Origin of the sequence: Chryseobacterium sp. UNC8MFCol (assembly GCF_000482305.1) — a bacterium.
Taxonomy (GTDB): Bacteria; Bacteroidota; Bacteroidia; order Flavobacteriales; family Weeksellaceae; genus Chryseobacterium; species Chryseobacterium indologenes.
In genome coordinates this window covers 84,967-106,874 of the sequence record NZ_AXUZ01000004.1, presented here as the reverse complement: position 1 = coordinate 106,874, position 21,908 = coordinate 84,967, and the positions used below count along the sequence as shown (strand labels likewise).

The 21,908-nt window shown below is 38.0% G+C and carries 23 protein-coding genes; 10 read left to right on the top strand and 13 right to left on the bottom strand.

Annotation, left to right across the window (positions count from 1 at the left end):
* Window positions 1-125: 125 nt before the first annotated feature.
* The gene (locus M030_RS0103660) at window positions 126-1,223 is read left to right on the top strand and encodes a TauD/TfdA family dioxygenase (RefSeq protein ID WP_027372302.1); all 1,098 of its coding nucleotides are present in this window, start codon (window positions 126-128) and stop codon (window positions 1,221-1,223) included.
* Between the two features lie 138 nt (window positions 1,224-1,361).
* Here M030_RS0103660 and M030_RS0103655 read toward each other — a convergent pair whose 3' ends face one another.
* The 5 genes from M030_RS0103655 to M030_RS0103635 all read right to left on the bottom strand — a co-directional run bounded on the left by M030_RS0103655 (window position 1,362) and on the right by M030_RS0103635 (window position 5,168).
* Window positions 1,362-2,174: an alpha/beta hydrolase gene (locus M030_RS0103655; RefSeq protein WP_027372301.1), complete on the bottom strand. Its 813-nt coding sequence runs from the start codon at window positions 2,172-2,174 to the stop codon at window positions 1,362-1,364.
* 188 nt (window positions 2,175-2,362) lie between these two features.
* Window positions 2,363-2,941, bottom strand: a complete 579-nt coding sequence (locus tag M030_RS0103650) for a Crp/Fnr family transcriptional regulator (protein ID WP_027372300.1) — start codon at window positions 2,939-2,941, stop codon at window positions 2,363-2,365.
* 291 nt (window positions 2,942-3,232) lie between these two features.
* On the bottom strand, window positions 3,233-3,754 hold the full coding sequence (locus tag M030_RS0103645; protein ID WP_027372299.1) for a GNAT family N-acetyltransferase: 522 nt from the start codon (window positions 3,752-3,754) through the stop codon (window positions 3,233-3,235).
* 11 nt (window positions 3,755-3,765) lie between these two features.
* Complete coding sequence (locus M030_RS0103640; protein WP_027372298.1) at window positions 3,766-4,347, bottom strand: nucleosidase; 582 nt, start codon at window positions 4,345-4,347, stop codon at window positions 3,766-3,768.
* Window positions 4,348-4,466: 119 nt separating this feature from the next.
* A complete protein-coding gene (locus M030_RS0103635) occupies window positions 4,467-5,168 on the bottom strand; it encodes a DsbA family protein (protein ID WP_027372297.1) in 702 nt (233 codons plus the stop codon).
* A gap of 199 nt (window positions 5,169-5,367) precedes the next feature.
* On the opposite strand from M030_RS0103635, the gene M030_RS25215 reads away from it, so the two are divergent.
* A complete protein-coding gene (locus M030_RS25215; RefSeq protein ID WP_034722124.1) occupies window positions 5,368-5,487 on the top strand; it encodes a winged helix-turn-helix transcriptional regulator in 120 nt (39 codons plus the stop codon).
* 146 nt (window positions 5,488-5,633) lie between these two features.
* On the opposite strand, the gene M030_RS0103625 is transcribed toward M030_RS25215, so the two are convergent.
* Complete coding sequence (locus M030_RS0103625) at window positions 5,634-6,815, bottom strand: MFS transporter (RefSeq protein ID WP_034722066.1); 1,182 nt, start codon at window positions 6,813-6,815, stop codon at window positions 5,634-5,636.
* A 223-nt stretch (window positions 6,816-7,038) separates the two neighbouring features.
* Here M030_RS0103625 and M030_RS0103620 point away from each other — a divergent pair, with 223 nt between their 5' ends.
* Window positions 7,039-7,797, top strand: coding sequence for an NUDIX hydrolase (locus tag M030_RS0103620; protein ID WP_027372295.1), 759 nt, complete (start codon window positions 7,039-7,041; stop codon window positions 7,795-7,797).
* A gap of 78 nt (window positions 7,798-7,875) precedes the next feature.
* Complete coding sequence (locus M030_RS0103615) at window positions 7,876-8,607, top strand: MBL fold metallo-hydrolase (protein ID WP_027372294.1); 732 nt, start codon at window positions 7,876-7,878, stop codon at window positions 8,605-8,607.
* Window positions 8,608-8,615: 8 nt separating this feature from the next.
* On the opposite strand, the gene M030_RS23670 is transcribed toward M030_RS0103615, so the two are convergent.
* A complete protein-coding gene (locus M030_RS23670; RefSeq protein ID WP_051584861.1) occupies window positions 8,616-8,957 on the bottom strand; it encodes a helix-turn-helix transcriptional regulator in 342 nt (113 codons plus the stop codon).
* Window positions 8,958-9,598: 641 nt separating this feature from the next.
* Window positions 9,599-10,225, bottom strand: coding sequence for a chloramphenicol acetyltransferase (locus M030_RS0103600; RefSeq protein WP_027372292.1), 627 nt, complete (start codon window positions 10,223-10,225; stop codon window positions 9,599-9,601).
* Window positions 10,226-10,566: 341 nt separating this feature from the next.
* On the opposite strand from M030_RS0103600, the gene M030_RS0103590 reads away from it, so the two are divergent.
* Window positions 10,567-11,022: a PPC domain-containing DNA-binding protein gene (locus tag M030_RS0103590; protein ID WP_027372290.1), complete on the top strand. Its 456-nt coding sequence runs from the start codon at window positions 10,567-10,569 to the stop codon at window positions 11,020-11,022.
* A gap of 108 nt (window positions 11,023-11,130) precedes the next feature.
* Here M030_RS0103590 and M030_RS0103585 read toward each other — a convergent pair whose 3' ends face one another.
* From M030_RS0103585 to M030_RS0103575, 3 genes are read right to left on the bottom strand one after another with little or no spacing between them, the layout of a single operon-like run.
* The gene (locus tag M030_RS0103585; RefSeq protein ID WP_027372289.1) at window positions 11,131-11,934 is read right to left on the bottom strand and encodes a helix-turn-helix domain-containing protein; all 804 of its coding nucleotides are present in this window, start codon (window positions 11,932-11,934) and stop codon (window positions 11,131-11,133) included.
* Window positions 11,935-11,952: 18 nt separating this feature from the next.
* Complete coding sequence (locus M030_RS0103580) at window positions 11,953-12,354, bottom strand: GlcG/HbpS family heme-binding protein (protein ID WP_027372288.1); 402 nt, start codon at window positions 12,352-12,354, stop codon at window positions 11,953-11,955.
* Window positions 12,355-12,358: 4 nt separating this feature from the next.
* A complete protein-coding gene (locus tag M030_RS0103575; protein WP_027372287.1) occupies window positions 12,359-13,150 on the bottom strand; it encodes an SDR family oxidoreductase in 792 nt (263 codons plus the stop codon).
* Between the two features lie 283 nt (window positions 13,151-13,433).
* Here M030_RS0103575 and M030_RS0103570 point away from each other — a divergent pair, with 283 nt between their 5' ends.
* From M030_RS0103570 to pdeM, 5 genes are all read left to right on the top strand, one after another.
* The gene (locus tag M030_RS0103570) at window positions 13,434-14,456 is read left to right on the top strand and encodes a ligase-associated DNA damage response exonuclease (RefSeq protein ID WP_027372286.1); all 1,023 of its coding nucleotides are present in this window, start codon (window positions 13,434-13,436) and stop codon (window positions 14,454-14,456) included.
* Window positions 14,453-16,033 carry an ATP-dependent DNA ligase gene (locus M030_RS0103565; RefSeq protein WP_027372285.1) on the top strand — a complete coding sequence of 527 codons (1,581 nt, stop codon included), beginning with the start codon at window positions 14,453-14,455 and terminating at the stop codon, window positions 16,031-16,033. Before M030_RS0103570 ends, M030_RS0103565 begins: the two co-directional genes overlap by 4 nt.
* 1 nt (window position 16,034) lies before the next feature.
* The gene (locus M030_RS0103560; RefSeq protein WP_027372284.1) at window positions 16,035-18,467 is read left to right on the top strand and encodes a ligase-associated DNA damage response DEXH box helicase; all 2,433 of its coding nucleotides are present in this window, start codon (window positions 16,035-16,037) and stop codon (window positions 18,465-18,467) included.
* Window positions 18,468-18,595: 128 nt separating this feature from the next.
* Complete coding sequence (locus tag M030_RS0103555) at window positions 18,596-19,198, top strand: 2,3-bisphosphoglycerate-dependent phosphoglycerate mutase (RefSeq protein WP_027372283.1); 603 nt, start codon at window positions 18,596-18,598, stop codon at window positions 19,196-19,198.
* A gap of 76 nt (window positions 19,199-19,274) precedes the next feature.
* Window positions 19,275-19,919, top strand: a complete 645-nt coding sequence (gene pdeM / locus M030_RS0103550) for a ligase-associated DNA damage response endonuclease PdeM (RefSeq protein WP_027372282.1) — start codon at window positions 19,275-19,277, stop codon at window positions 19,917-19,919.
* Between the two features lie 141 nt (window positions 19,920-20,060).
* Here pdeM and M030_RS0103545 read toward each other — a convergent pair whose 3' ends face one another.
* Both M030_RS0103545 and M030_RS0103540 read right to left on the bottom strand, forming a co-directional pair.
* Window positions 20,061-21,017, bottom strand: a complete 957-nt coding sequence (locus M030_RS0103545) for a nitrilase family protein (RefSeq protein ID WP_034722063.1) — start codon at window positions 21,015-21,017, stop codon at window positions 20,061-20,063.
* Window positions 21,018-21,082: 65 nt separating this feature from the next.
* The gene (locus M030_RS0103540) at window positions 21,083-21,880 is read right to left on the bottom strand and encodes a helix-turn-helix domain-containing protein (protein WP_027372280.1); all 798 of its coding nucleotides are present in this window, start codon (window positions 21,878-21,880) and stop codon (window positions 21,083-21,085) included.
* Between the last annotated feature and the right edge of the window lie 28 nt (window positions 21,881-21,908).

Here is a 21,908-nt window from a genome sequence, read left to right as displayed (position 1 = left end):
TTTGTCATTTTTTTCTTTTTTTGTTTGGTGGTTCAGTAATTATTCCTAAATTTGAACTCGCTATTGTTATTTAGAATAATTAAAAACAAAGATAAAAATTATTATTAAACACCAAATTTTTTTTAATGAATTCTTTAGAAATTTTAGATAACGACAGTATGACAGCAGTAAAACTGCTTCCTACAGTCATTGAGATCACATCTCAGGAGCGAAGAATGATAAAAGATGCCGCGGAGCATCTGGAGAAAAAATACGGAAGCTATGAAAACCGTGACTTTATAAAGCATGTGCATCAAATGGCTTCCTATTTTCTACCCGAGAGAATTTTACATATTGCGGCCGATTTTGCGAACGATTTTTCAGAAAATCAATATGGAGCCTTGATTTTCCAGGGATTGATGGATATTGATCAGGAAAGGTTGGGCAGTACTCCACCCAACTGGCAGTCTGCGGATTATGCCAAGTTTAACCTGTATGGTTTTGCCTGCGCATTGATTCACGGAGCTTTACCGTCGAAACCTGTACAATATTATTCACAACGTAAAGGAGGCGGATTAATCCATGCGATTATACCGGATGAAAAGATGCGTGAAACACAGACGGGTTCTGGTTCTGCAACCGATTTGTATGTGCATACGGAAGATGCTTTCCTTAAACATCAGGCAGATTTTCTGAGCTTTATGTACGTGAGAAATGAAGAGCAGGTACCTTCCACCCTCTATTCTATCCGTTCTCACGAATCTATCGGAGAAAATTACAGACCTCTGTTTGAAAAGATGTATAAAATTCCCAAGGATGCCAATCTGGAAACCGGTGAGAGTGAGGAAGAAACGCTGGATTCTGTTTTATATGGGAATTACAAGCTGCCATTTATGAGATTTGATGCTGCAGAACAGCTTTTTAATCCTAGCATTAAACAGTCGGCTGAAGCCCGGCAGTGCCTGACGGAATTCTGGGACGACGCAAGACATCTGATTTATTCGGGGTTTACGCCGCAGGCGGGAGATGTTATCCTGGTAAATAATCATTTATGCGCCCACGGAAGATCTGCTTTCCGTGCGGGAGTAAGAAATATTGATGGCATTGAACAAGCATGTGAGAGAAGAATTATGCTTCGCATGATGAGTAAAGTGAGCCTGATCGATATGCGGGCACACACCTTAACTGAAGATCCGTTTTTTGTGATCGAAGAACATTTAGGCAAGAACTTTCAACATTTGTAGTATTAATTAGACTTTTTTTTATCGTCCTAAATGGTAAATCCTTTTTAAGCTCGTCTTAAAAAGGATTTTTTATGAAATTTAAATAAAAAAATAAGTAATCCCATCATAGCTAAAAGATATGGGGTCAGCCTTCTGAAATTATTGTTTAAAAAATCGGTTAAACAAAGATAATTGCTCAGATAATGATCTGCTCCAGTATTCCGTAACGTGACCTCCTAAAGATTCTGTATATAAATGCTGAACTTTAGCTTCTGTCAGTTTTTTGTGGAAATTTCTGTTCATTTGAATCATCTGGGTATCTTCGGTACCACAGTCGAAAATGTATTGCTGGCCTGCCGTTGCCATCAGTTTTATTTTGTTATCGGTAAGAAAGGTTGGATTGATTGACTCCAACGGACCTAAAACTTTATTAACCATATATTTCTGATATCCTTCCCCGAAAACCGTGAAGTCCAGCGCACCACAGGAACTTCCGACAATGCCGAATGTTTTGTTGTATATAACTCCGATATTAGTAGCTCCGTATCCACCCATACTCCACCCTAAAATACCCCTGTATTTCTTTTCAGATTTAACAGGATAGTTTTTATCCACGAACTCTACCAGCTCTTTACCAATAAAAGTCTGATATTGTGAATCTTTAACCAATGGACTGTCTACATACCACGAACTGTAATTTCCGTCCGGCAATATATAAATGGTTTTATATTCCTGAGCTTTTTTAACCAGATCCGGAATATCCTCTTTAAGAATCCTATCGGGAGTACCACTGAATCCATGGAGGATATAGACCGACGGATAAGTGGTTTTGGGTTGCACATTGGGGGTAATGATAATTGTTTTGATTTTTTTATTCATTTTAGGACTGAAAATTTCCTGATGAATAATTTTCTGAGCTGACATTTGTGTAAAAGCGGTCAGGATGACCACAATGTTGATAAGCTTCTTCATGCTGTTATACTATTTAATTAATGAAAAACATCATATCAGAGCACAAATTTTAATGGAAGTTTTCAGATAACCAGGTATAGAATAGATGGGGTTATTTCTTCTTTTCCAAAAAATATAATGTGTCTTATCTTATGACAATACAAAGGTGCAGCCAAAAAAGAACAAAAGCCTCAACATATGTTGAAGCTTTATAAATTTATTTCTTTTTTAATGCGACTGAGCTGTGTGGGGGTGATTCCCAGATAAGAAGCGATATGATGCTGCTTGAGCCTTTTATACAGCTTTTTGTTTTCCAGCAATTGCAGATAACGTTTCTTGGCTGTTTCATATTTAAGGGAAACTTCTAATGGCTCTTTTTTTACCACCCAGTTTTTCTCCAGATAATAGGTGTGAAAAAGTGCCAGATCATGGTGTTTTTCAAGCAATTCACGGTAGGGCTTTACAGGATATTGCATGACAGCACAATCTTCTAAAGCTATGATATTAAAATCACTGGGCTCATTTTTGATAATAGCGGCAGTGGAAGCCACGAAGCTGTTTTCTTCAAAGAAAGTCTTGTAGATAGAATCCCCTTGTTCATCAACAGTATAATAACCTATTAATCCGGATTGTAAAAAATAGTAATACCTTGCCATATGACCGGCTTCCAGCAGAAGATCATTTTTGCTGTACTTTTCTTCTGTGCAAATAGCAAGCAGAGCTTCAGCCGTCTCGTCGGATAAAGGATAATATTGATTGATTTGTTCTAAAAATAGCGATTGATTCATATGTTGGAAATACCTAAAGGCGTAAGTTTTTTGAATGTCATAAGACGCAAGGATTGAATGCTTCTTTTATCATGATGTTTTTATTAGTTCTGGCTGATTTTGTAAATTACGCAGATCTTCTCAATATGATCTGTTTAGTCTCCAGCGTGAAATATTATGCTACGAATGCACGAATAAAATTATACATTGATAACTTATATAAATCTATGTGTACATGTGGTAGAATTATAAAACCACATAGAACATAGAATTTTGGGCTGTAAGAAGCCCATATGTTCGTGGTAGAAGGGTTTACTTCAGTATTTTTTTCATCATCAAATCAATCTGCTCCTCTTCTCCTAGTCTGAAAATATGCTTATCAAATACTACAAATCCGTTCTTTTCATAGAAATTCAAGGCTCTCAGGTTTTCTTCCCAGACTCCCAGCCATAGATAGGATTTTTTGAGATTTTGAGCTGTTTCCAGCGCCTGATTGTATAAAAGCTGGCCTACTTTTTTGCCATGATGACTTTTCTTTACATAGATCCTTTCAATTTCAAGACTGGTATCATCCTGTAATTCGGTCTGTGCTTTTCCGGAATTGACTTTCAGATATCCTACTGGATTGTCTTCTTCCCAGGCAATATAGAAAATAGAGTCCGCATTATTAAGCTCAGATTGTAACTTTCCAGTATTAAAGCTTTCTTCGAGATACATTTTCATGGCCTCTTCGGTATTGTTTTCTGCAAAAGTCTCGGAAAATGTCTGTATGCCCAAAGTTTGTATAATTTCCAGGTCTTCCAGGGATGCTTTATTAATAGTAACAGAAGTCATAGGATAAAAGTTTATGAAAATAATATTTTTTTAAAGGCTTCTGAAGCCAGGTGTACCTGCACACTCCAATCATCTGCTGCGTCACTTCCTGCATCATCAGAGATGTATTTCAAACATAAAAACGGAATATTTTCTTTTTGAGCGATCAGTGCCAACGGATAGGCCTCCATGTCTACAATATTGTAATCCGTTTCGGAATGGTTCATTTCAAAACTATCACCGCTACCGCAGATCCCTTCTTTCAAAACATCCATCTTCAAGCCATATTCCAGTACCGGCGGTACACCGGAAAGCGGAGTTTCATAAAGTTTAAATCCCAGTCCTCTTACATCCATATCTCTCTGGATGAATTTGGTACAACATACTACTTCTCCTTTTTGAAAACCCTTACTTCCTGCAGATCCCAAATTCACAATCAGTTTTGGTTTTCTTGTATGGATCTCTTTGGTTAATTCGATGGCAGCATTTACCTTTCCGATACCAGTAATTAATTTATTTTTATCGTCAAATACAGTTCCTGCTTCAGAATCTAAAGCGAAAACAAAAAGAGTATCTGCTATAGGATATTGTGTTTCGTGATTAATTTTTATCATTGAAATATAGGATTTAAGCAGCTGTTGGTACTGCATTACAAAGATACGATAGTTATCAGAAACAATCAATTCCGCACAAAAATAAACCTCAAAACATTGTTTTGAGGTCTCAATAAATTTTAAATACTGCATCCGTCAGCATCGCATGAAGTGCCATTGCTACCGGAAAGGTCCTTAAGCGGACTTACACTTTCTTTATAGGTTTGCTGAAGCGCATCTTCAAATACAGCAACGGGCTGGGCTCCGGAAACCGCATATTTTCCATTCAGAACGAAAAAAGGAACTCCTGAAATACCATTGTTTCTTGCTTCAAGAATATCCTGATTCACTTGGTAATCCAGTTCGTCAGAACTTACTGCCTTTATTGCTTCTTCTTTATTGATCCCTAATTTTTCGGCAAGAGAAACCAAAACATTACTATCACCTACATTTTTACCATCAATGAAATGAGCGATGAATAAAGCTTCTTCCATTTCGTTTGATTTATTATACTTTTTGGCAAGATGAAGTAATTTATGGGCTTTGAATGTATTGGTGATCAAAGCTTTTTCAAAATTGAAATCAATCCCTACATCTTTCCCCATCTGCGTCACCTGGTTCAGCATTTGGGAAGCCTGAGTTTCCGGAAATCCTTTTTTTTCTCTGAAATACTGAAAGGTATCCTGAGTTTTATCCGCTTCTAATGTTGGGTCCAGCTGAAAGCTCTTCCACTCTACTTCTACCTGGTCTTTGAATGGTAATTTTTCTAATGCCTGTTCAAAATTATTTTTTCCGATATAACAAAACGGACACATAACGTCCGACCATATTTCTATTTTCATTGGATGTATTTTATATAATTTAAAGGAACAAAGATACAAAATTATTTTAATGTAATAAAATTTGTTACAGTTTAATATTTACACATAGAAATTATCCTGTCTTTTCCCTCAACCCTATTTCTTGCCAACATCATCGGATAAGCGGACCTTTCAAAAACTTACGCTATCCATGGGGTAAACTCTACACCTTTTGTAACGAATGGAAAAAGAAGGTTCGGTAAAAAGAACAGTGTACGCATTGATTCCTCTTCGGGTAGATTATGAACTTACAGAGATGGTAAGAGAGCTTATTCCAATATGGAAGCTGTTGAGCGAATGAAGAGGAAAACACAGTGATTTAATCCAGATTTCGGAAGCTTTAGAAGAAAAATCTTTTTAAACCAAAAGGATTGTATATTTTTTGCCCCAAATTCAGGAATAAGATCATTCCTGAATTTGGGGCAAATATCATGAAACCCTACTGAATCAGGATTTATTGACCTTTTGAGCAAACAATATATGAGCAATCAGGGCCAGAACTCCAAATAGGGCTCCTATAAAGCAAACTCCCGTCCATTGGGCTTTTTGCCAGGCTATTGAAGCCAGCCAAGTTCCAAGAGATCCACCAATAAAGTATGCTACCATATAAACGGTATTCAACCGGTTCACAGCATTAGATTTTATAAGAAAATAATTGGTCTGATTCATAATATGACTTGACTGTACTCCAAGGTCTACCAGGATTACGCCTACAATCAGTCCCCAATAGGTCTCTCCTGCAAAATAAGTAAAGCCCCAGCTTCCAATCACGATGAGTAAAGAGTAAAGGATAATCCGGTTGATATCAAAGTATTTTTGCAATTTGCCTACTTTAGCAGCAGCTAAGGCTCCAACCGCTCCTGCTAATCCAAAACTTCCCACCACAGAAGAACCCGCATTAAAAGGAGGTTTCTCCATATGGAAAACCAATGTGGTAAACAATGCACACATCGATCCAAAGGCCATTGCCCCACGGAAAGCTGCCAGTTGGAGAATAGGTTGTGTTCTGGCCAGGTGGGCGACAGATTGCATCAATTCTTTATACGTTCCTTTAAAATTTGGGTGCAGTTCCGGAAGCATTTTATAAACGGCGAGCCAAACGAAAACCATTAGCCCCGCGGCTATTCCGAACATGGCCCTCCATCCCCATACTTCACCTACAATTCCTCCTACAAAACGGGACAGCAGAATGCCCAGCAATAATCCTGACATCACAAGACCGATATTCCCGGATTTTTCTTTATCCGAAGAGAGTTCTGCAGCAATCGGAACAAACAGCTGAGGAATCACTGAAGTAGCCCCAATTAATAGGCTTGCGGCGTATAACATCCAGAGCTCAGTGGCAAATGTCATCCATAACAGAGCTCCAAAAACAAGAATTAGATCAATGAGAATTAATTTTTTACGGTAAAATTTATCGCCTAGAGGTACAATTAATAATAATCCTAAGGCATAGCCGATTTGTGTAAGTACAGAGATCCTGCTGGCAGCAGTTTCAGAAACGTTCAGATCTTCTGAAATAAGGGCCAGTAAAGGCTGGTTGTAATAATTGTTGGCGACAACGAGCCCTGAAATAATGGCCATCAGCCAGATTACAGCCCGTGAAATATGGGTAGAATTTACCTGCATGTTGAAAATCGGAATTTTATTGTATCACTATAAATTGATGATAAATAGATTACTATCAGTTTTTAAGAGCTCAAAGGTAGTTAATAAAATAAAGAAAGGATATATATTCTCATAGATTTTACAGAGTCAATTCATAGAAAAAAGTTGTTATAATAGGCGTAAATAAAGTATTTCTGAAATTTATATGAATTTATTTTTACTTTTGTGGAACAACACCTACTGTATGAATGATCTAGATTCACAAAAACAGCTTCTCAAAAGATCTGTGGAGGCAAAAGATATTTTCATTCCACATATTTCTGCCGACCCGGTGGTTTTCGGATTTGATAAAAATGAGTTAAAAGTATTGCTTGCCAAGATGCACTATAAAAAACAATGGCTTTTACCCGGTGGCTATGTGGGAAAAGATGAAGATCTGGACGAGGCTGTGATAAGAATTTTAAAATCGAGAGCCGGTGTTACGAATGTTTTTCTTGAGGAATTCGCAGTTTTTGGGAAGAAAAACCGGAGTGAATTTTATTTTGAGGATTTTGATGACAGCCTGTTTCAGAAGCAGCGATTCATTTCGGTGGGATATTATGCCTTGTCAAATTCTTCAGAAATCAATCCGGTGGCTGATGAAATCAGTGAAATATGTGAATGGGTATATCTGAAGCAGCTTCCGGAAATTGATCTGGCGATGGATCATCGGGAAATTATAGAAAAAGCCCTCCTTACCTTACGGGAAAAAATTTCATACAAACCTATTGGTTACAATTTACTTCCTGAAAAATTCACCCTTCCGGAACTGCAAAAACTTTATGAAGCCATTTTAGGAAAAGAACTTAACCGCGGAAACTTTTACCGAAAAATTAAAAATCTGGGAATACTTAAAAAACTAGAAGAACAAAGACGTGGCGGAGCCCACAAATCTCCCGACCTCTACTCTTTCGATCAGGAAAATTATACAAAAGCACTGGAAAACGGCCTGAATAGCTGGTAAGCTTTTGATTGTTTTTATGGATGGTATATATCGATGAAAATCCTTTTGCATGTGGGAAATATTGAGGAAATTTGCAGGATGAAAATTATTCCGCTTAAAGAAGGCAATTTCTCCGCAAGCAAAACCAAAGATTTTAGCCTTTTAACAGATGAAAGCTTTGATACGGTAAAAGGGATAAAAATGTCTGTACAACCCTTTCTTATCATTACTGAAAATGATTATATTCTCCTGGATGCAGGTATTGGCTGGAAAAATCAAGACGGTACATCTGTCGTTTCCGGAATTCTCCACAAAGAAAACATCAATCCCGGCCAGATCACAAAACTGTTATTTTCTCATCTCCATAAAGATCATATTGACGGTGCAGTTCAGGTGACGGATGAAGGCTTTGAAGCTACCTTTCCCAATGCCAAAATGTACATCCAAAGACGTGAACTTGATTTTGCTCTGGAAAACAAAGGCAATCCTTCATTTGATTTTGATGTTCTGGAAAAACTTATTGCCTTGCCCAATATCATCTGGATGGATGAAGATCAGGGACAAATTACTAACGAGATTTCATATGAAGTGGTTGGCGGACATACGCCTTTTATGCAGGTTTTCTGGATCAGAGAAAACGGTGAAACGGTATTCTACGGAGCAGATGATCTTCCGCAATCTTCCTATTTAAAATATCATGTAGCCTATAAAAGTGATTTTGACGGCAGAAAAGCAATGGAATTAAGGCTCAAATGGGAAAAAGAAGCGGCCCAAGACCGCTGGAAAATACTTCTTTATCATGATTTGGATCAGGCTGTAATTGAAGCCTAAAAAATGGTTTAAATTGCATTAAACCATTTATAGATATCAAATTCCGAAGGAATATTCAGCTTTTTTCTCAGCCGGTTTTTCCTGTTTTGTATTGCTTTTGGAGTTACAAAAATATAGGTTGCTATTTCTTTGGTCGTCATATTGAGCTTAAGATAAATACAAAAGATCAATTCAGAGTTTTTGAGGTTAGGCTGTATGGCGGATAACTTGTCAAAAAAATCAGGATAGACCAATCTGAATTTATTCAGCAGACGGGGAGAATTTGCTTTTGCTAAAGCCATAATTTCATCTTGTACAAGAATCTTTTGGTTCAAATCCTCTGGATTGGATTCAGTTTTTTTGTTTTTCATAATACGTTGTCATCTCTACTAATTTCTGATGCGCAGCTTTTGTGCAACAGTACAAATTCTTTTCTCTTATTTCAATTCGCATATTAAAAGACTATACAAGAATTGCAATTATTCTGATGTATTCAAAATTCAATAAGTTCTATTTAATATAATTCAGCAAAACACCCAGTTTATGTCGTGGATAATGAATTATTGTGTTAAAATATTCACACATTTGAATTTTATCTCATTTTATGCAAGGCAAAGAAAGAAAAAATGATTAAAATTTTGTTAAAATGGTGTACCACATACATACCACGTTCTGTCTTTAGGTAAAATATCATAATCGTTTGCCATAAACACTTTCCGATTATTTGGCTGGCATTTTAAATCTGTTGTAAATTTAGCGGGTATTTAGGTTTACTTTTTATGATCCTGATCAATACTTTTACATTTTAAAGAAGATTTGTGGTATGTAAAGAATAATACTTTTTGGTTCGTAAATACGGCCCGGGAAATGTAATAAATGTAAAAAGCCGGATTCGATGTACGATCCGGCCAATTCTGTGTATTGAAAATAAGTTTTTCACTGTTCCTCAATTTTCGGGGTCATGATAGCAGCTTTGTAAAACCTGAAAAATGATGCTAAAACAGTGAAGTCACTACAGATCTAGTTGTCGCTGGAATTCTTCCAGGTATTTTGCCAGATGGATACCGTCTGCCAATCCATGGTGAGCTTCGACAGAGACAGGAAGCCACTTTTTTCCTTCCCGGACACTGAATTTACCAAAAGAGATCTTCGGAACCGATTCGCCGTTATTGAAATCTGTAGGATGAAGGATGGACGTAAAAGAATTCCATGGAATAGTAGTATGTCTTATGTGGTTCTTCCCTAGCCTTTCATTGCTCAAACGAAGTCCCGATGATTCGTGCACTTCTTTTATTTCTTTCTGTAGTTCTGCATTGAAAATTTCAAAATCCTCCGAAAAATGGGTAAATGAAAAACCAAAAGTGCCATCCGGCCTGCCGATCGTACTTCCTGCATGTACGATATCAAACAAAATGACCTTGCCATCGATAATTCTGAGTTTCAATTCATCAACGGTATTCACGGCAACCATCGATTTATGATAATAATAGGCAAAGAAGGAATAACCTTGTGTTTTCGCCGTCTCGTAAGCTTTGGTACAATCTACTTCTGTGGTGATACCCAAATAGGGGCTTGCCATTTTAGAGAAAAATTCAAAATGCTCCCTTCTGTTCCATTGCTCAATATCTACAATCTTCATTGATTTTTTATTTTATGCAAATTTCTGTAAATTTTATAGTACTACAGGGGTCTTATAGTAAAAATTTAATAGAGGCCGTTTTTTAGGATGAGTGTAAAAGTTGAGTTAATCTTACTACCTCAATAATGGTAAATCCAATCTTTGCTTGATCAACAATGTAAAATAAGAAATTAAACCTTTGCCTGATATTTAGATGTAGAGTTATAAAAGCTCCGGGGTTCCCAGGCTCTTGTATATGATCTTTTTTTATATAATGCACAATTATTGCTTTGTATAATGCTGAAAATTTATTAAAAAATCTCATACCGGATTATCAAAGAAAAATCAGTAAAATTAATACTATGGAAATACAGAATCTTAGAGGAAATAGCTGGTCAGCAAGAAAGGTTGATTCTATTTACATCGTAAGTGTTGACAATCAGTCAAATATTGTTGAAGCTTTAACGGATTTTATCCGGAACCAGGATATTTATGCCGGGGAAGTTACCGGAATAGGTGCCGTGAGCGAAGCTACTCTCCGTTTTTTTAATCCTGCCACAAAAGACTATGTCGATAAGACTTTCAATGAGCAAATGGAGGTTACGAACATATCCGGAAATGTTTCTGAGATCGCGGGCCGGCAAACCCTTCATCTGCACATTACCCTTGGAAGAGCAGATTATACAGCCCTGGCCGGTCACCTTCTGGAAGCCAAAATCAATGGCGCAGGTGAATTTATTTTTTATCCGCTGCCTACAAAAGTTATAAAAATAAAGAATGAAAATATCGGGATCAATTTCTATGATTTTGAAAAATAGAGCCCCAGTGTGTAGAAAGTTTAATTTTTAAGAAAAATTTATTTAGACTGGCTGTCTCTCATATCTAATGGAAAACAGAACATACTTCAGAGACAAAATTGTAAATCATTATACCTCTGTAGTGGTGATTCCGTACTTCTGCTTGAATGAATAATAGAAGTGAGACAAATTTTCAAATCCCAGATCAAGATAAATATCTGAAGGCTTTTGATTCCTGTTTTTGATTAGATAATAGGCTTCCTTCAGCCTCCTTTCTTTCAACCATTGTTTAGGACTCATATTGAATATCTTATTAAAATCCCTTTTAAAACCTGACAGGCTGCGACCCGTTAATCTTGCAAAAGCTTCTGTTGATACATTAAACATGAAGTTTTTGTTCATAAATTCCTTCAAATCAATCTTATGAGGTTCCGAAAAATCAAACAGGAGATTTTTGACATCAGGATCAGTCTCAAGAAGAAGTTCTATAGCTTCTTTTACCTTTAAAACGGCTAACCTTGGAGGAACTTCCTTCATTTTATACACATACGGGATAAGTGACGTAAAATAGGCTTTAAAAAAATCATCAGATTCAAAAAATAGCCGTCGGTTATCCGAAAACGCCGCGTCCGTCACAATTTTATTTTCCGCCGAATATTGCCTCAGGGTTTCATCATCCAGTGTAATAGAAAGAAACTGATATTTTTCATTTTTCGCAGGATACTTTATGGTCCTGATCAGTTGATTTTTCCTGACCAGAACCACAGTATTTTCTTTAATTACAGTTTTACCCTGCTCATGAAAAGCATGCGTTTCTCCCGACAGCTGAAATCCTAAAAAATGATCAGGAATGAACTCCTCATGCCCTTTGTAAGATTCAAAAGCACAAGAATATACCAGTTTGTCAAATATGATTTCAGAAGTCTTTTCCATCGTACAAATATCTGAAATTTAAGCGATAACAGACGCTCCTGCTGAAGCAATTTCTTTATCCTGTCCGGGACTTCCGCCGGAAGACGCAATAGCACCCATGATTTTTCCATCATAATCTTTAATCACCACACCGCCTGCGATGGTTAAAAGACCGTCATTCGAGTTAATCATACCGTATCCGTGCATTTCTGCTCCGGCAACAATACTTCCCATCATATCACTGTCAACTCCAAACATAGCGGCTGTACGGGCTTTTTTTATCGCAAATTCTATCACTCCATACACGCTGTCGAGCCTTGCGAAAGCAACTATGTGGCCTCCTTTATCTACCACGGCGATACTTACCGGAATTCCCAGTGATTTTGCTTTTTCTACTGCAGATTGCAGTGCCTTTTGTGCGAGATCATAGCTTAAATCCATATCATTAGCTTTTTGCAGTCCAGGCTTCTGCCTGAAGTTGTTTTACAAAATCCTCTGTTTCCTTCGGATGCACATTTCTGAAGTTGCTGTTTTCATCCAATGCTACATTTACAATGACCTCTGCCATAGATTGTGGATCAAGCTGATGGGCAAGAGATTCTGCAGCGCCATCAAATGCTGATTCAGGTGTGAAATTGATAGCAGGATCATACCAACGGAATATAGAATCTACCCCTCTATCATTGAAACCTGTACCGAATACTCCAGGATTGCAGGTCGCGATTTTGATATTAAAAGGGGCAAGTTCCGTTTTTAAACCCTCGGCAATAGCTTCCATCGCATGTTTTGAAGCACAATAAGCAGCAACATAAGGTACCGTCCAGAGACCTCCCATCGATGTGGTAAACACAATCTTACCGGCTTTTTTCTGTTCAATAAATTTTTTAACAAAACCCTGAGCCAGTTCCAGTCCCCCAAATACGTTAACATCAAACATGGAACGGATTAATTCTATTGGTTGTTCGGCTATAGGCCCTCCTTCCATAATTCCTGCATTGCTTATTAAAATATCAATGTCATACTTTTTCAAGATATAAGCAATATCTGTAGAACTGGTTACATCAAGTTTATCAACGGTCAGGTCGATTCCCAGTTCTTTGGCTTCACGGATCAGATCACTCATTTGAGGATAAACCTGTGCAGTGGCAATTACTTTATGCCCTTTCTTAGCAAGATCGAAAGCGGCAATCTTTCCGAATCCACTTGCTGCTCCTGTAATCAGAATTGTTTTATTCATTGTATCTTTTTTAAAATCATAATACAAATTTCAAAGATTTCCGGTCTGTATATATTGCTGTAAAGTTCATTGTTTTAGTGTCCAGAGGCCCACTTTATTTCAATCAGTATACACACTTTAGAGCTTGGCTTTATTACGGTTAAACCTTATAGCCGGTCATCTTCAAAATGTTTAAAAACATACCACGTAAGCTCAGTTACTGATGAGGAGTTAGAATAAAATCAATACTTTATTGTAATTTGGTTAAGTTTTTGAAGCATATCCTATAAACCCAATCACACCATTGAAATTAATCACATTTACTAAAAAAGGAATTTACTGTCCTCAGGGGAAATTTTATATAGACCCCTGGAGACCTGTAGACATGGCCGTCATTACCCACGGACACGCTGATCATGCCCGGTGGGGAATGAAAAAATATCTTTGTCATCATTTTACAAAACCTATTTTGCATCAACGCATAAGCCCGGATATTGAATGCCAGAGTCTTGAATATGGAGAGAAAATCAATATGAATGGTGTACAATTGTCATTGCATCCTGCAGGTCATATTATTGGCTCGGCCCAGATAAGGCTTGAATATAAGGGTTATGTAGCTGTTATCTCAGGTGATTACAAAGTCCAGGAAGATGGTTTAAGCACTCCGTTTGAACTGGTGAAATGCAATGAGTTTGTCACTGAAAGTACATTTGGACTTCCTATTTACAACTGGCTTGAAGTTCCGGATTTAAATAAGAAACTTCAAAACTGGGTATTAAAAAATAAAGAAAACAATAAAACATCCGTCTTTATCGGCTATTCTTTAGGAAAAGCACAGCGAATTATGAAAGCGGTGGAAGGTTTGGGACAAATCTATGTCCACTATTCTATCGGAAAATTAAATGAAGCATTTGAGGCAGTGGGAGTTGCCCTTCCGGAATATACCATCGCGGATTTCAGGGAACGCCCCAAAGAAACGCAACATGAAATAGTGATAGTACCGCCGGCTCTGCTGGACAGCAATATTATCAAGAAAATTCCAGATCCGGCAACAGCAATCTGTTCAGGTTGGATGCAGGTGCGCGGTGCACGAAGATGGCGAAGCGCTGACGCCGGATTTGCCATGAGTGACCATGCCGACTGGAAAGGATTATTGCAAACGGTAAAAGCCACAGAAGCAGAGCTTGTACATGTGACCCATGGGCAGACAGAGGTTTTTTCCAAGTATCTGAATGAAATAGGAATTCGGTCGGATGTGGTGGAAACTCTCTTTGGCGAAGATGAGGAAGAAACTGAAAAGGAAACCTTAGAAACCCCGGAACCATGAGACATTTTGCAGAATTAATCAACGCGCTGGAAACCACCAACAAAACCAATGCAAAAATTGATGCGATCATTGACTATCTTGAGCGTGCTCCTGACGATGATAAAGTATGGTTTATCGCTTTGTTTACCGGTAAACGCCCCAAAAGGAATGTCAACACTAATTATATGAAGGAATGGGCTTTGGAAATCACAAAACTTCCATTATGGCTGTTTCAGGAAAGCTATTCTTCCGTAGGAGATCTTGGCGAGACCCTTTCACTAATCCTTCCTCCACCCGGGGAAAAAATAGACCGTACATTATCACAATGGATGAATGACATTGTGGATTTAAAAAATAAGACAGAGGCTGGGAAGAAAGAATTTGTACTTCAATCATGGAACGGTCTCGATTATACAGAACGTTTAATTTTCAATAAATTGATCGGAGGCAGTTTTCGGATCGGGGTTTCCGATAAAACATTGATTAACGCCCTGACAAAATTTTCGGGACAGGAATCCAGTGCTCTTATGCACAGCCTGATGGGAAAATGGCTTCCGGATGAAACGTCTTTCCGGGAGCTGATAACCGCTGAAAATATCAATCCTGACGATTCAAAACCCTATCCGTTCTGCCTCGCCTATCCTTTGGAAAAAGCTCTAGATGAGCTTGGAGAGCCCGGCGAGTGGATGGCAGAATACAAATGGGACGGAATCCGCGGGCAGATTATCCGGAGAAATGATGAAATCTTTATATGGTCACGGGGAGAAGAACTCATTACCGAACAATTTCCTGAAATTGTGGAAACTGTAAAAAATATGAAAGGAAGTTTTGTTTTAGACGGTGAAATACTTGCCGTAAAAGATGATAAGGTTTTAAATTTTAATGAATTACAAAAAAGATTAAACAGAAAAACCTTAACAAAAAAAATGCTTTCTGAAATTCCTGTCCAAGTGTTTGCCTATGACCTTTTGGAACTTGAGAATAATGATTTGAGAGACAAACCCATTTCAGGAAGAAGAGCCATGCTGGAAGAATTATTATTAAATGAAAACCCTGAAAACATAAGAATTTCAACAATAGTAGATTTTGAAAAATGGGATGAGCTGGATGCCATCCGTGAGAGCTCAAGATCAGTCAATAGCGAAGGATTAATGCTGAAACAAAAAAGATCTCCCTATCATGCCGGTCGTAAGAAAGGTGACTGGTGGAAATGGAAAATAAATCCTTTTACCATAGATGCCGTTTTGATCTATGCTCAAAAAGGAAGTGGCAGGCGAAGTGCCTATTATACTGATTATACCTTTGCCGTAAAGAATGGAGACAGCCTTGTAACAATAGCAAAAGCCTATTCGGGGCTTACAGATAAAGAAATTATGGAAGTCAGCCGTTTTGTTACCAAAAACGCCATTGAAAAGTTTGGTCCTGTACGAACGGTAAAAGCAGAACTCGTTTTTGAGATTGCTTTTGAAGGAATAGGCTTCAGCAACCGACATAAAAGTGGTGTCGCCCTTCGTTTTCCGAGAATTGTAAGATGGCGGAAAGATAAAACAGTGAACGAAATTGATGACCTTGAAGAAATTAAAAAACTGATACAATAATTTGGCAGCATTTGAACATACAGATGGTTTTAAAATCATTCAGCAATGGATGACAGATAAAGGAATGTCTCCTTTTAAATTCCAGACCGATACATGGCGCAAATTTCAAAACGGCTATAGCGGAATGGTAGTGGCACCTACGGGATTCGGAAAGACATTTTCTGTTTTTTTGGCACTGATTTCAGATTTTCTCAATCATCCCGAAAACTATAAAAAAGGACTGCAGATGATCTGGATCACGCCTCTGAGATCCTTATCAAAAGATATTGCCAAAGCCATGCAGGAAGCGATGGACGAAATCGGACTGGATTGGGTTGTCGGGGTACGAAACGGAGATACTGATCCTAAAGTAAGGCAGCAACAGGTGAAGAAAATGCCCGAAATTCTGGTGGTCACTCCTGAAAGTCTCCATTTACTTTTAGCACAGAAAAATCATGGAACTTTTTTCCGTGATATGAAATCCATTGTTGTAGATGAGTGGCATGAGCTCCTGGGATCAAAACGTGGTGTCATGGTAGAGCTGGCCATATCACAACTGAGAAAGTATGTTCCAAAAATGAAAATATGGGGAATTACGGCAACCATTGGGAATCTGGATGATGCCATGCATATTCTCATTCCCTATGACATTAAAAAGGTAAAAATCACGGCAAAAGAACATAAAAAAATCGATATCATCCCTGTATTTCCTAATGAAATAGAAATATTGCCCTGGGCAGGTCATCTCGGGAATAAGCTGGCTGATAAAGTAGTTCCCATTATTCTAGATTCAAAATCGACCATCGTTTTTACAAATACGCGAAGCCAGAGTGAAATGTGGTATCAGTTATTACTGGAAGCCTATCCTGATTTTGCAGGCCAGATCGCCATCCATCACAGTTCTATTGACGCTCATTTACGAATCTGGATTGAAGAAAACCTGAGTTCCGGAAAACTAAAAGCCGTTGTTTCCACTTCTTCTTTAGACTTGGGAATAGATTTTAAGCCTGTGGATACTGTCATTCAAATTGGTTCTGCAAAAGGAGTAGCGCGGTTTTTACAGCGGGCAGGACGTAGCGGGCACTCCCCTTTTGAAACCTCTAAAATTTATTGTGTCCCAACCCATTCTTTAGAGCTGATTGAAGTGGCTGCATTGAAAGAAGCGGTAAAACAAAAAGTGGTAGAGCCCCGGGAGCCTCAGGTTCTGTGTTTTGATGTGCTGGTGCAGTTTCTGATGACACTTGCTGTAGGAGATGGTTTTTATCCTGATGAAACCTACGAAAGAATCAAAAAAGTATATGCATTCCAGGAAATAATGGATGAAGAATGGAAAAGTATCCTGGAATTTCTGACTATTGGTGGAAGTGTTTTAAAAAGTTATGAAGAATTCCATAAAATTGTCATCATGGACGACGGGCTCTACAAAGTGACTTCCAGGAAAATAGCAATGCTGCACCGTATGAATATGGGAGTGATCGTAAGTGATGCCATGCTGAAAGTAAAATTTATTTCCGGCGGGTATATCGGAATGATTGAAGAATACTTTATTTCAAAATTAAAAAAAGAAGAAAAATTTATTCTGGCAGGACGAACTCTTGAAGTAGCCATGATCAAAGATATGACCGTCTATGTAAGGTCTGCCAAAGGAAAAGCACTGGTGCCAAGTTATCTTGGAGGAAGATTACCCTTAAGTTCTAATCTTGGACATTTTTTAAGGGAAAAACTTTCGCATGCGTTAAGCCCGAAGACTTCGGAAAAAGAGCTGAAATTTTTACATCCGTTATTAACCAATCAGGAAAAAAACTCACACATTCCCAAGGAGAACGAATTCCTTGTCGAATTGATTAAAAACCGTGAAGGATATCATCTTTTTATGTATCCTTTTGAAGGTCGCCTGGTACATGAAGTCATGGCTGCTCTGATCGCCTACCGGATTTCAAAACTGGCTCCCATATCCTTTTCCATGGCAATGAATGATTATGGATTTGAGCTTTTCAGCGATAAAGAAATACCTCTTAACGAAGAAAATCTCCATCAGGTGCTGACAAGGGATCAGTTGATGACAGATGTGATTGCCAGTATCAATTCTGCAGAAATGGCAAGAAGGAAATTCCGTGATATTGCTGTGATTTCAGGAATGGTCATTCAGAACTATGCGGGCCAGCAACGGTCTAATAAGTCTCTGCAAAGTTCTGCAGGTCTTATTTTTAAAGTCCTTGAAGATTACGATTCCAATCATTTTCTTATCAAACAGGCATATACTGAAGTGTTTAATATGCAGCTTCAGGAACAAAGGCTTGTGGAAGCTTTTAAAAGAATCGAAAAATCTCAGATTATTCTGAAACGTTCCCGTTCCTTTACCCCACTCAGCTTTCCTATAAAAGTAGACAGCCTGAGACAAACGCTTTCCAGTGAAGGATTAGACGCAAGGATCAGGAGAATGCTTAAACTATAAAACACTTTTGTGAAAGGACACAATGAGCAGTATTTGTACCGATTGATGACAAAAATCACTTGACTCCTCCCAATAATTATCGTAAATTAGAATATCTTCTTGGGAAAGAATAAAATAAAATATACACAATGACAAAATTATTCTTAGTCCGTCACGGACAGTCACTCTGGAATCTTGAAAACAGGTTCACAGGTTGGCAGGATATCGATATAACTGAAGCGGGTATCGAAGAGGCAAAGAAAGCAGGTATTGCATTGAAAGGGGAAAAAATAGATGTAGCTTTTACTTCGGCCCTAATCAGAGCCCAGCATACTCTCAGCATCATTCTGGACGAAATGGGGAAACCCAATATCCCGGTCATCATGGATAAAGCACTCAACGAGCGTTCATACGGAAATCTGGAAGGGTTGAATAAAGCTGAAACCGCCCTTAAATACGGTGACGACAAGGTTCGTACGTGGCGAAGGTCCTTTGATGTAGTTCCGCCGGGAGGTGAAAGTCTGAAGATTACGTATAGCAGGGTTATCCCGTATTATGAAATGCATATTCTTCCTCTTTTGAAAAAAGGTGAAAATGTACTGATTGTCGCTCATGGTAACAGTCTCCGCGCTCTGATTATGTACCTTGAGAATCTTTCTCCTGAAGAAATCCTGGAACGTGAAATCGCTACCGGAATTCCGCTAACCTATATCTTTGATGAGAATTTTCACATCAGCAGAATAGACAACTAAGCTGAATCCTCCTGCTAGAAATCTCAAGTATACTTAGAAAAACAGTATAAATAATCAATTATCAACTTATTAACAAGTGTTTATAGTCACCAGAAACCTGTCCGTTCAGAACGAAATTTTTACTTTAACCAATCAACGTGCTGTTTTTTGGGAAAAAGAGAAAGCTTTGATTCTTTCTGACCTGCATATCGGAAAAACCGCTCATTTCCGTAAAAATGGAATTGCCTTAGCCAATCATATTATGAAAAGTGATCTGGAAAGATTATCTGCCCTGATTGAATTTTTTCAGCCTGAAAAATTTATAGTGGTCGGAGATCTGCTTCACGCAGGGGATAATTCTGATGTTGATGAATTCTGCGCATGGCGGAACCAGTATCCTGATATTCACTTCTGTCTTATCGAAGGAAATCACGACAGAATTTCAAAATCCCTGGAGAAAAAACTGTGTTTAAATGGTAAAGAAGCTTCGCTTACGATTAAAAACTTTACATTTATTCACGACTTTGATTCGTCTTTACAGACATTTCAAATTACCGGTCATATTCATCCCGGAATAGTGCTGAATTCTGCAGTAAAAAGTATCAGGCTTCCCTGTTTTGCGCTTAGTCATAACCAATTGCTGTTGCCTGCTTTCAGTGAATTTACAGGATTAGACACTAAGAACCTGCCCGGCAAAAGTAAGTTTTTTGTTTTTACAGATTCAGAAATTTATGAGGTTTAAAATCCTCAAATCCTCTCAGATAATTAATGGGAATAGTATCATGACTGCACAAATAGAATAATTCGTGCAGTCATGGCAAAAGCAGAAAATGACAGGGAAAAAATACAATTCGTCGCTTCTTTACCTTGTAGAAGGATAAAATCATTTACCTTGCTGGTCATTCAGCCAGACCACTTTCTGATCAGGCACATGGTCCTGACCAATAATATTTTTGTACAATTCCGGTCTGCGGGCTTTGATATACCTGTATCCTCCTGCCTGCGTCAATTTTTCAGATGTGATAGAAGCCGTTTCAAAACTGTCATCAAACGAATGACATTCTGCTATGATATCACCAAAAGGATCAATAATCATAGAGCAACCGTTTTTAAGCTGATCATCATCCATACCGATAGGATTAGAAAAAACAATGTAAGATCCGTTATCATAAGCTCTTGCCGGAAGCCATTTCATCAGCCAATCACGGCCTTTCATGCCATTAAACTCCAGGCGTAATGAGGTAGGATCATTTTCTCTGTTTTCCCAAAGTTTTGGATCCACAAATCCTGCTCCGGGTCTTGTAGAAGGGGTACACATTGTTACATGAGGCATAAAAATGATGTCGGCACCAAGAAGTCTGGTTGCTCTTACGTTTTCGACGATATTATTGTCATAGCAGATCAGAATACCACATTTCCATCCCTGAATATCAAAAACGCAATATTCATTTCCGGGAGTAAGATGAGGATTAATGAATGGATGTAATTTTCTGTACTTGGCTTTCAGTCCTGTTTTATCAACACATACATAGGCTTTAAAGAGATTATTGTTCTCATCTTTTTCAAAAAGGCCTGCCAATATGGTAATATCATGTTCGCCGGCAATCTGTTGGAGTTTGTGAATACTTTCTCCTTCAGGAATTAGTTCCGCAATATCAAGAAGCTGTTCTTTGGAAAGTTTTCTGGCAAAAGTATATCCCGTAATTGAACATTCATGAAAAGCAATAACATCAGAACCTTTGGAAGCTGCTTCGGCAGCGAGTTTTTCTATAACGGAAAGATTATAGTCCTTATCTCCGCTTTTGTTTTCAAATTGGGCAGTGGAAATTTTAATATTCATTATTTTTTTCAGCAAAACTAAAGCATTTGAAGTACTGAAAAATTGTATAAAACCGACATTTTGGTTTACAATTCAATGAAATTGACAGCCATTTTATTTTTTGTTTTGATATACTGTCGCGGAGTGAGTCCTACACTGGTTTTAAAATCCCTGATGAGATGAGATTGATCAGAATATCCTGCATTGTAAGAAAGGGCTGTCATATTATCACCGGCTATTCCTCTGTTGATAAGGCTTAAAAAATAATGAAGCCGGATGATAGTACTATATTTCTTCGGAGAAACGCCCATGAAATCCTCAAATTTTCTTTCCAGATGTCGCTCAGAATATCCTGTAAACAGCTCCAGTTCTTTGGATGATACGGAACCTTTGTTTTTAAGAATATACTGCTGAACTGTAGAAATAAAGCTGTAATCGGATTTTGTTTCCTGTGCTAAAAATTCGCTGAAAAAGAGATTAAGACCATTGATTACAGATAACGGGTTTGTCTGGGTAAAAAGTTTTTCCTGAAACGGCTGTAACTTATCTCTTACAACATCTTCCACAGAAATAATCTGGTTTCGAACCTCTTTGGCTGAAGTCTTTAGAAGGATGTTTAAAAAGTAAGGTTGAAATACCACCGCTATCAGTGAAAATTTTCCTTTTGAATAAAAATCTTTGTACGTATCCGGCACCCCATAAAAAAATGAAAGGGGCATTTGATCTCCTGAAATTTTGGAATACAGATTCATATCACCAGACAGGATCAGCCCGGTACTTCCGTCAGTAAACAATCTCATATTTTCACCAGCCTCTCGGGAATTTTCCAGATAGATATAATGCCTGATAAACGGTGCCAGATGTGGAGGGGGCGAAATCTGCATATTCAAATGTACACAAATTTCATGAGCT

Bases quoted from the DNA above. Each gene is read 5' to 3' on its own strand.
- M030_RS0103660 (WP_027372302.1), top strand. From the start codon at position 126: ATGAATTCTTTAGAAATTTTAGATAACGACAGTATGACAGCAGTAAAA.
- M030_RS0103655 (WP_027372301.1), bottom strand. From the start codon at position 2,174: ATGAAGAAGCTTATCAACATTGTGGTCATCCTGACCGCTTTTACACAA.
- M030_RS0103650 (WP_027372300.1), bottom strand. From the start codon at position 2,941: ATGAATCAATCGCTATTTTTAGAACAAATCAATCAATATTATCCTTTA.
- M030_RS0103645 (WP_027372299.1), bottom strand. From the start codon at position 3,754: ATGACTTCTGTTACTATTAATAAAGCATCCCTGGAAGACCTGGAAATT.
- M030_RS0103640 (WP_027372298.1), bottom strand. From the start codon at position 4,347: ATGATAAAAATTAATCACGAAACACAATATCCTATAGCAGATACTCTT.
- M030_RS0103635 (WP_027372297.1), bottom strand. From the start codon at position 5,168: ATGAAAATAGAAATATGGTCGGACGTTATGTGTCCGTTTTGTTATATC.
- M030_RS25215 (WP_034722124.1), top strand. From the start codon at position 5,368: ATGGAAAAAGAAGGTTCGGTAAAAAGAACAGTGTACGCATTGATTCCT.
- M030_RS0103625 (WP_034722066.1), bottom strand. From the start codon at position 6,815: ATGCAGGTAAATTCTACCCATATTTCACGGGCTGTAATCTGGCTGATG.
- M030_RS0103620 (WP_027372295.1), top strand. From the start codon at position 7,039: ATGAATGATCTAGATTCACAAAAACAGCTTCTCAAAAGATCTGTGGAG.
- M030_RS0103615 (WP_027372294.1), top strand. From the start codon at position 7,876: ATGAAAATTATTCCGCTTAAAGAAGGCAATTTCTCCGCAAGCAAAACC.
- M030_RS23670 (WP_051584861.1), bottom strand. From the start codon at position 8,957: ATGAAAAACAAAAAAACTGAATCCAATCCAGAGGATTTGAACCAAAAG.
- M030_RS0103600 (WP_027372292.1), bottom strand. From the start codon at position 10,225: ATGAAGATTGTAGATATTGAGCAATGGAACAGAAGGGAGCATTTTGAA.
- M030_RS0103590 (WP_027372290.1), top strand. From the start codon at position 10,567: ATGGAAATACAGAATCTTAGAGGAAATAGCTGGTCAGCAAGAAAGGTT.
- M030_RS0103585 (WP_027372289.1), bottom strand. From the start codon at position 11,934: ATGGAAAAGACTTCTGAAATCATATTTGACAAACTGGTATATTCTTGT.
- M030_RS0103580 (WP_027372288.1), bottom strand. From the start codon at position 12,354: ATGGATTTAAGCTATGATCTCGCACAAAAGGCACTGCAATCTGCAGTA.
- M030_RS0103575 (WP_027372287.1), bottom strand. From the start codon at position 13,150: ATGAATAAAACAATTCTGATTACAGGAGCAGCAAGTGGATTCGGAAAG.
- M030_RS0103565 (WP_027372285.1), top strand. From the start codon at position 14,453: ATGAGACATTTTGCAGAATTAATCAACGCGCTGGAAACCACCAACAAA.
- M030_RS0103555 (WP_027372283.1), top strand. From the start codon at position 18,596: ATGACAAAATTATTCTTAGTCCGTCACGGACAGTCACTCTGGAATCTT.
- M030_RS0103545 (WP_034722063.1), bottom strand. From the start codon at position 21,017: ATGAATATTAAAATTTCCACTGCCCAATTTGAAAACAAAAGCGGAGAT.
- M030_RS0103540 (WP_027372280.1), bottom strand. From the start codon at position 21,880: ATGCAGATTTCGCCCCCTCCACATCTGGCACCGTTTATCAGGCATTAT.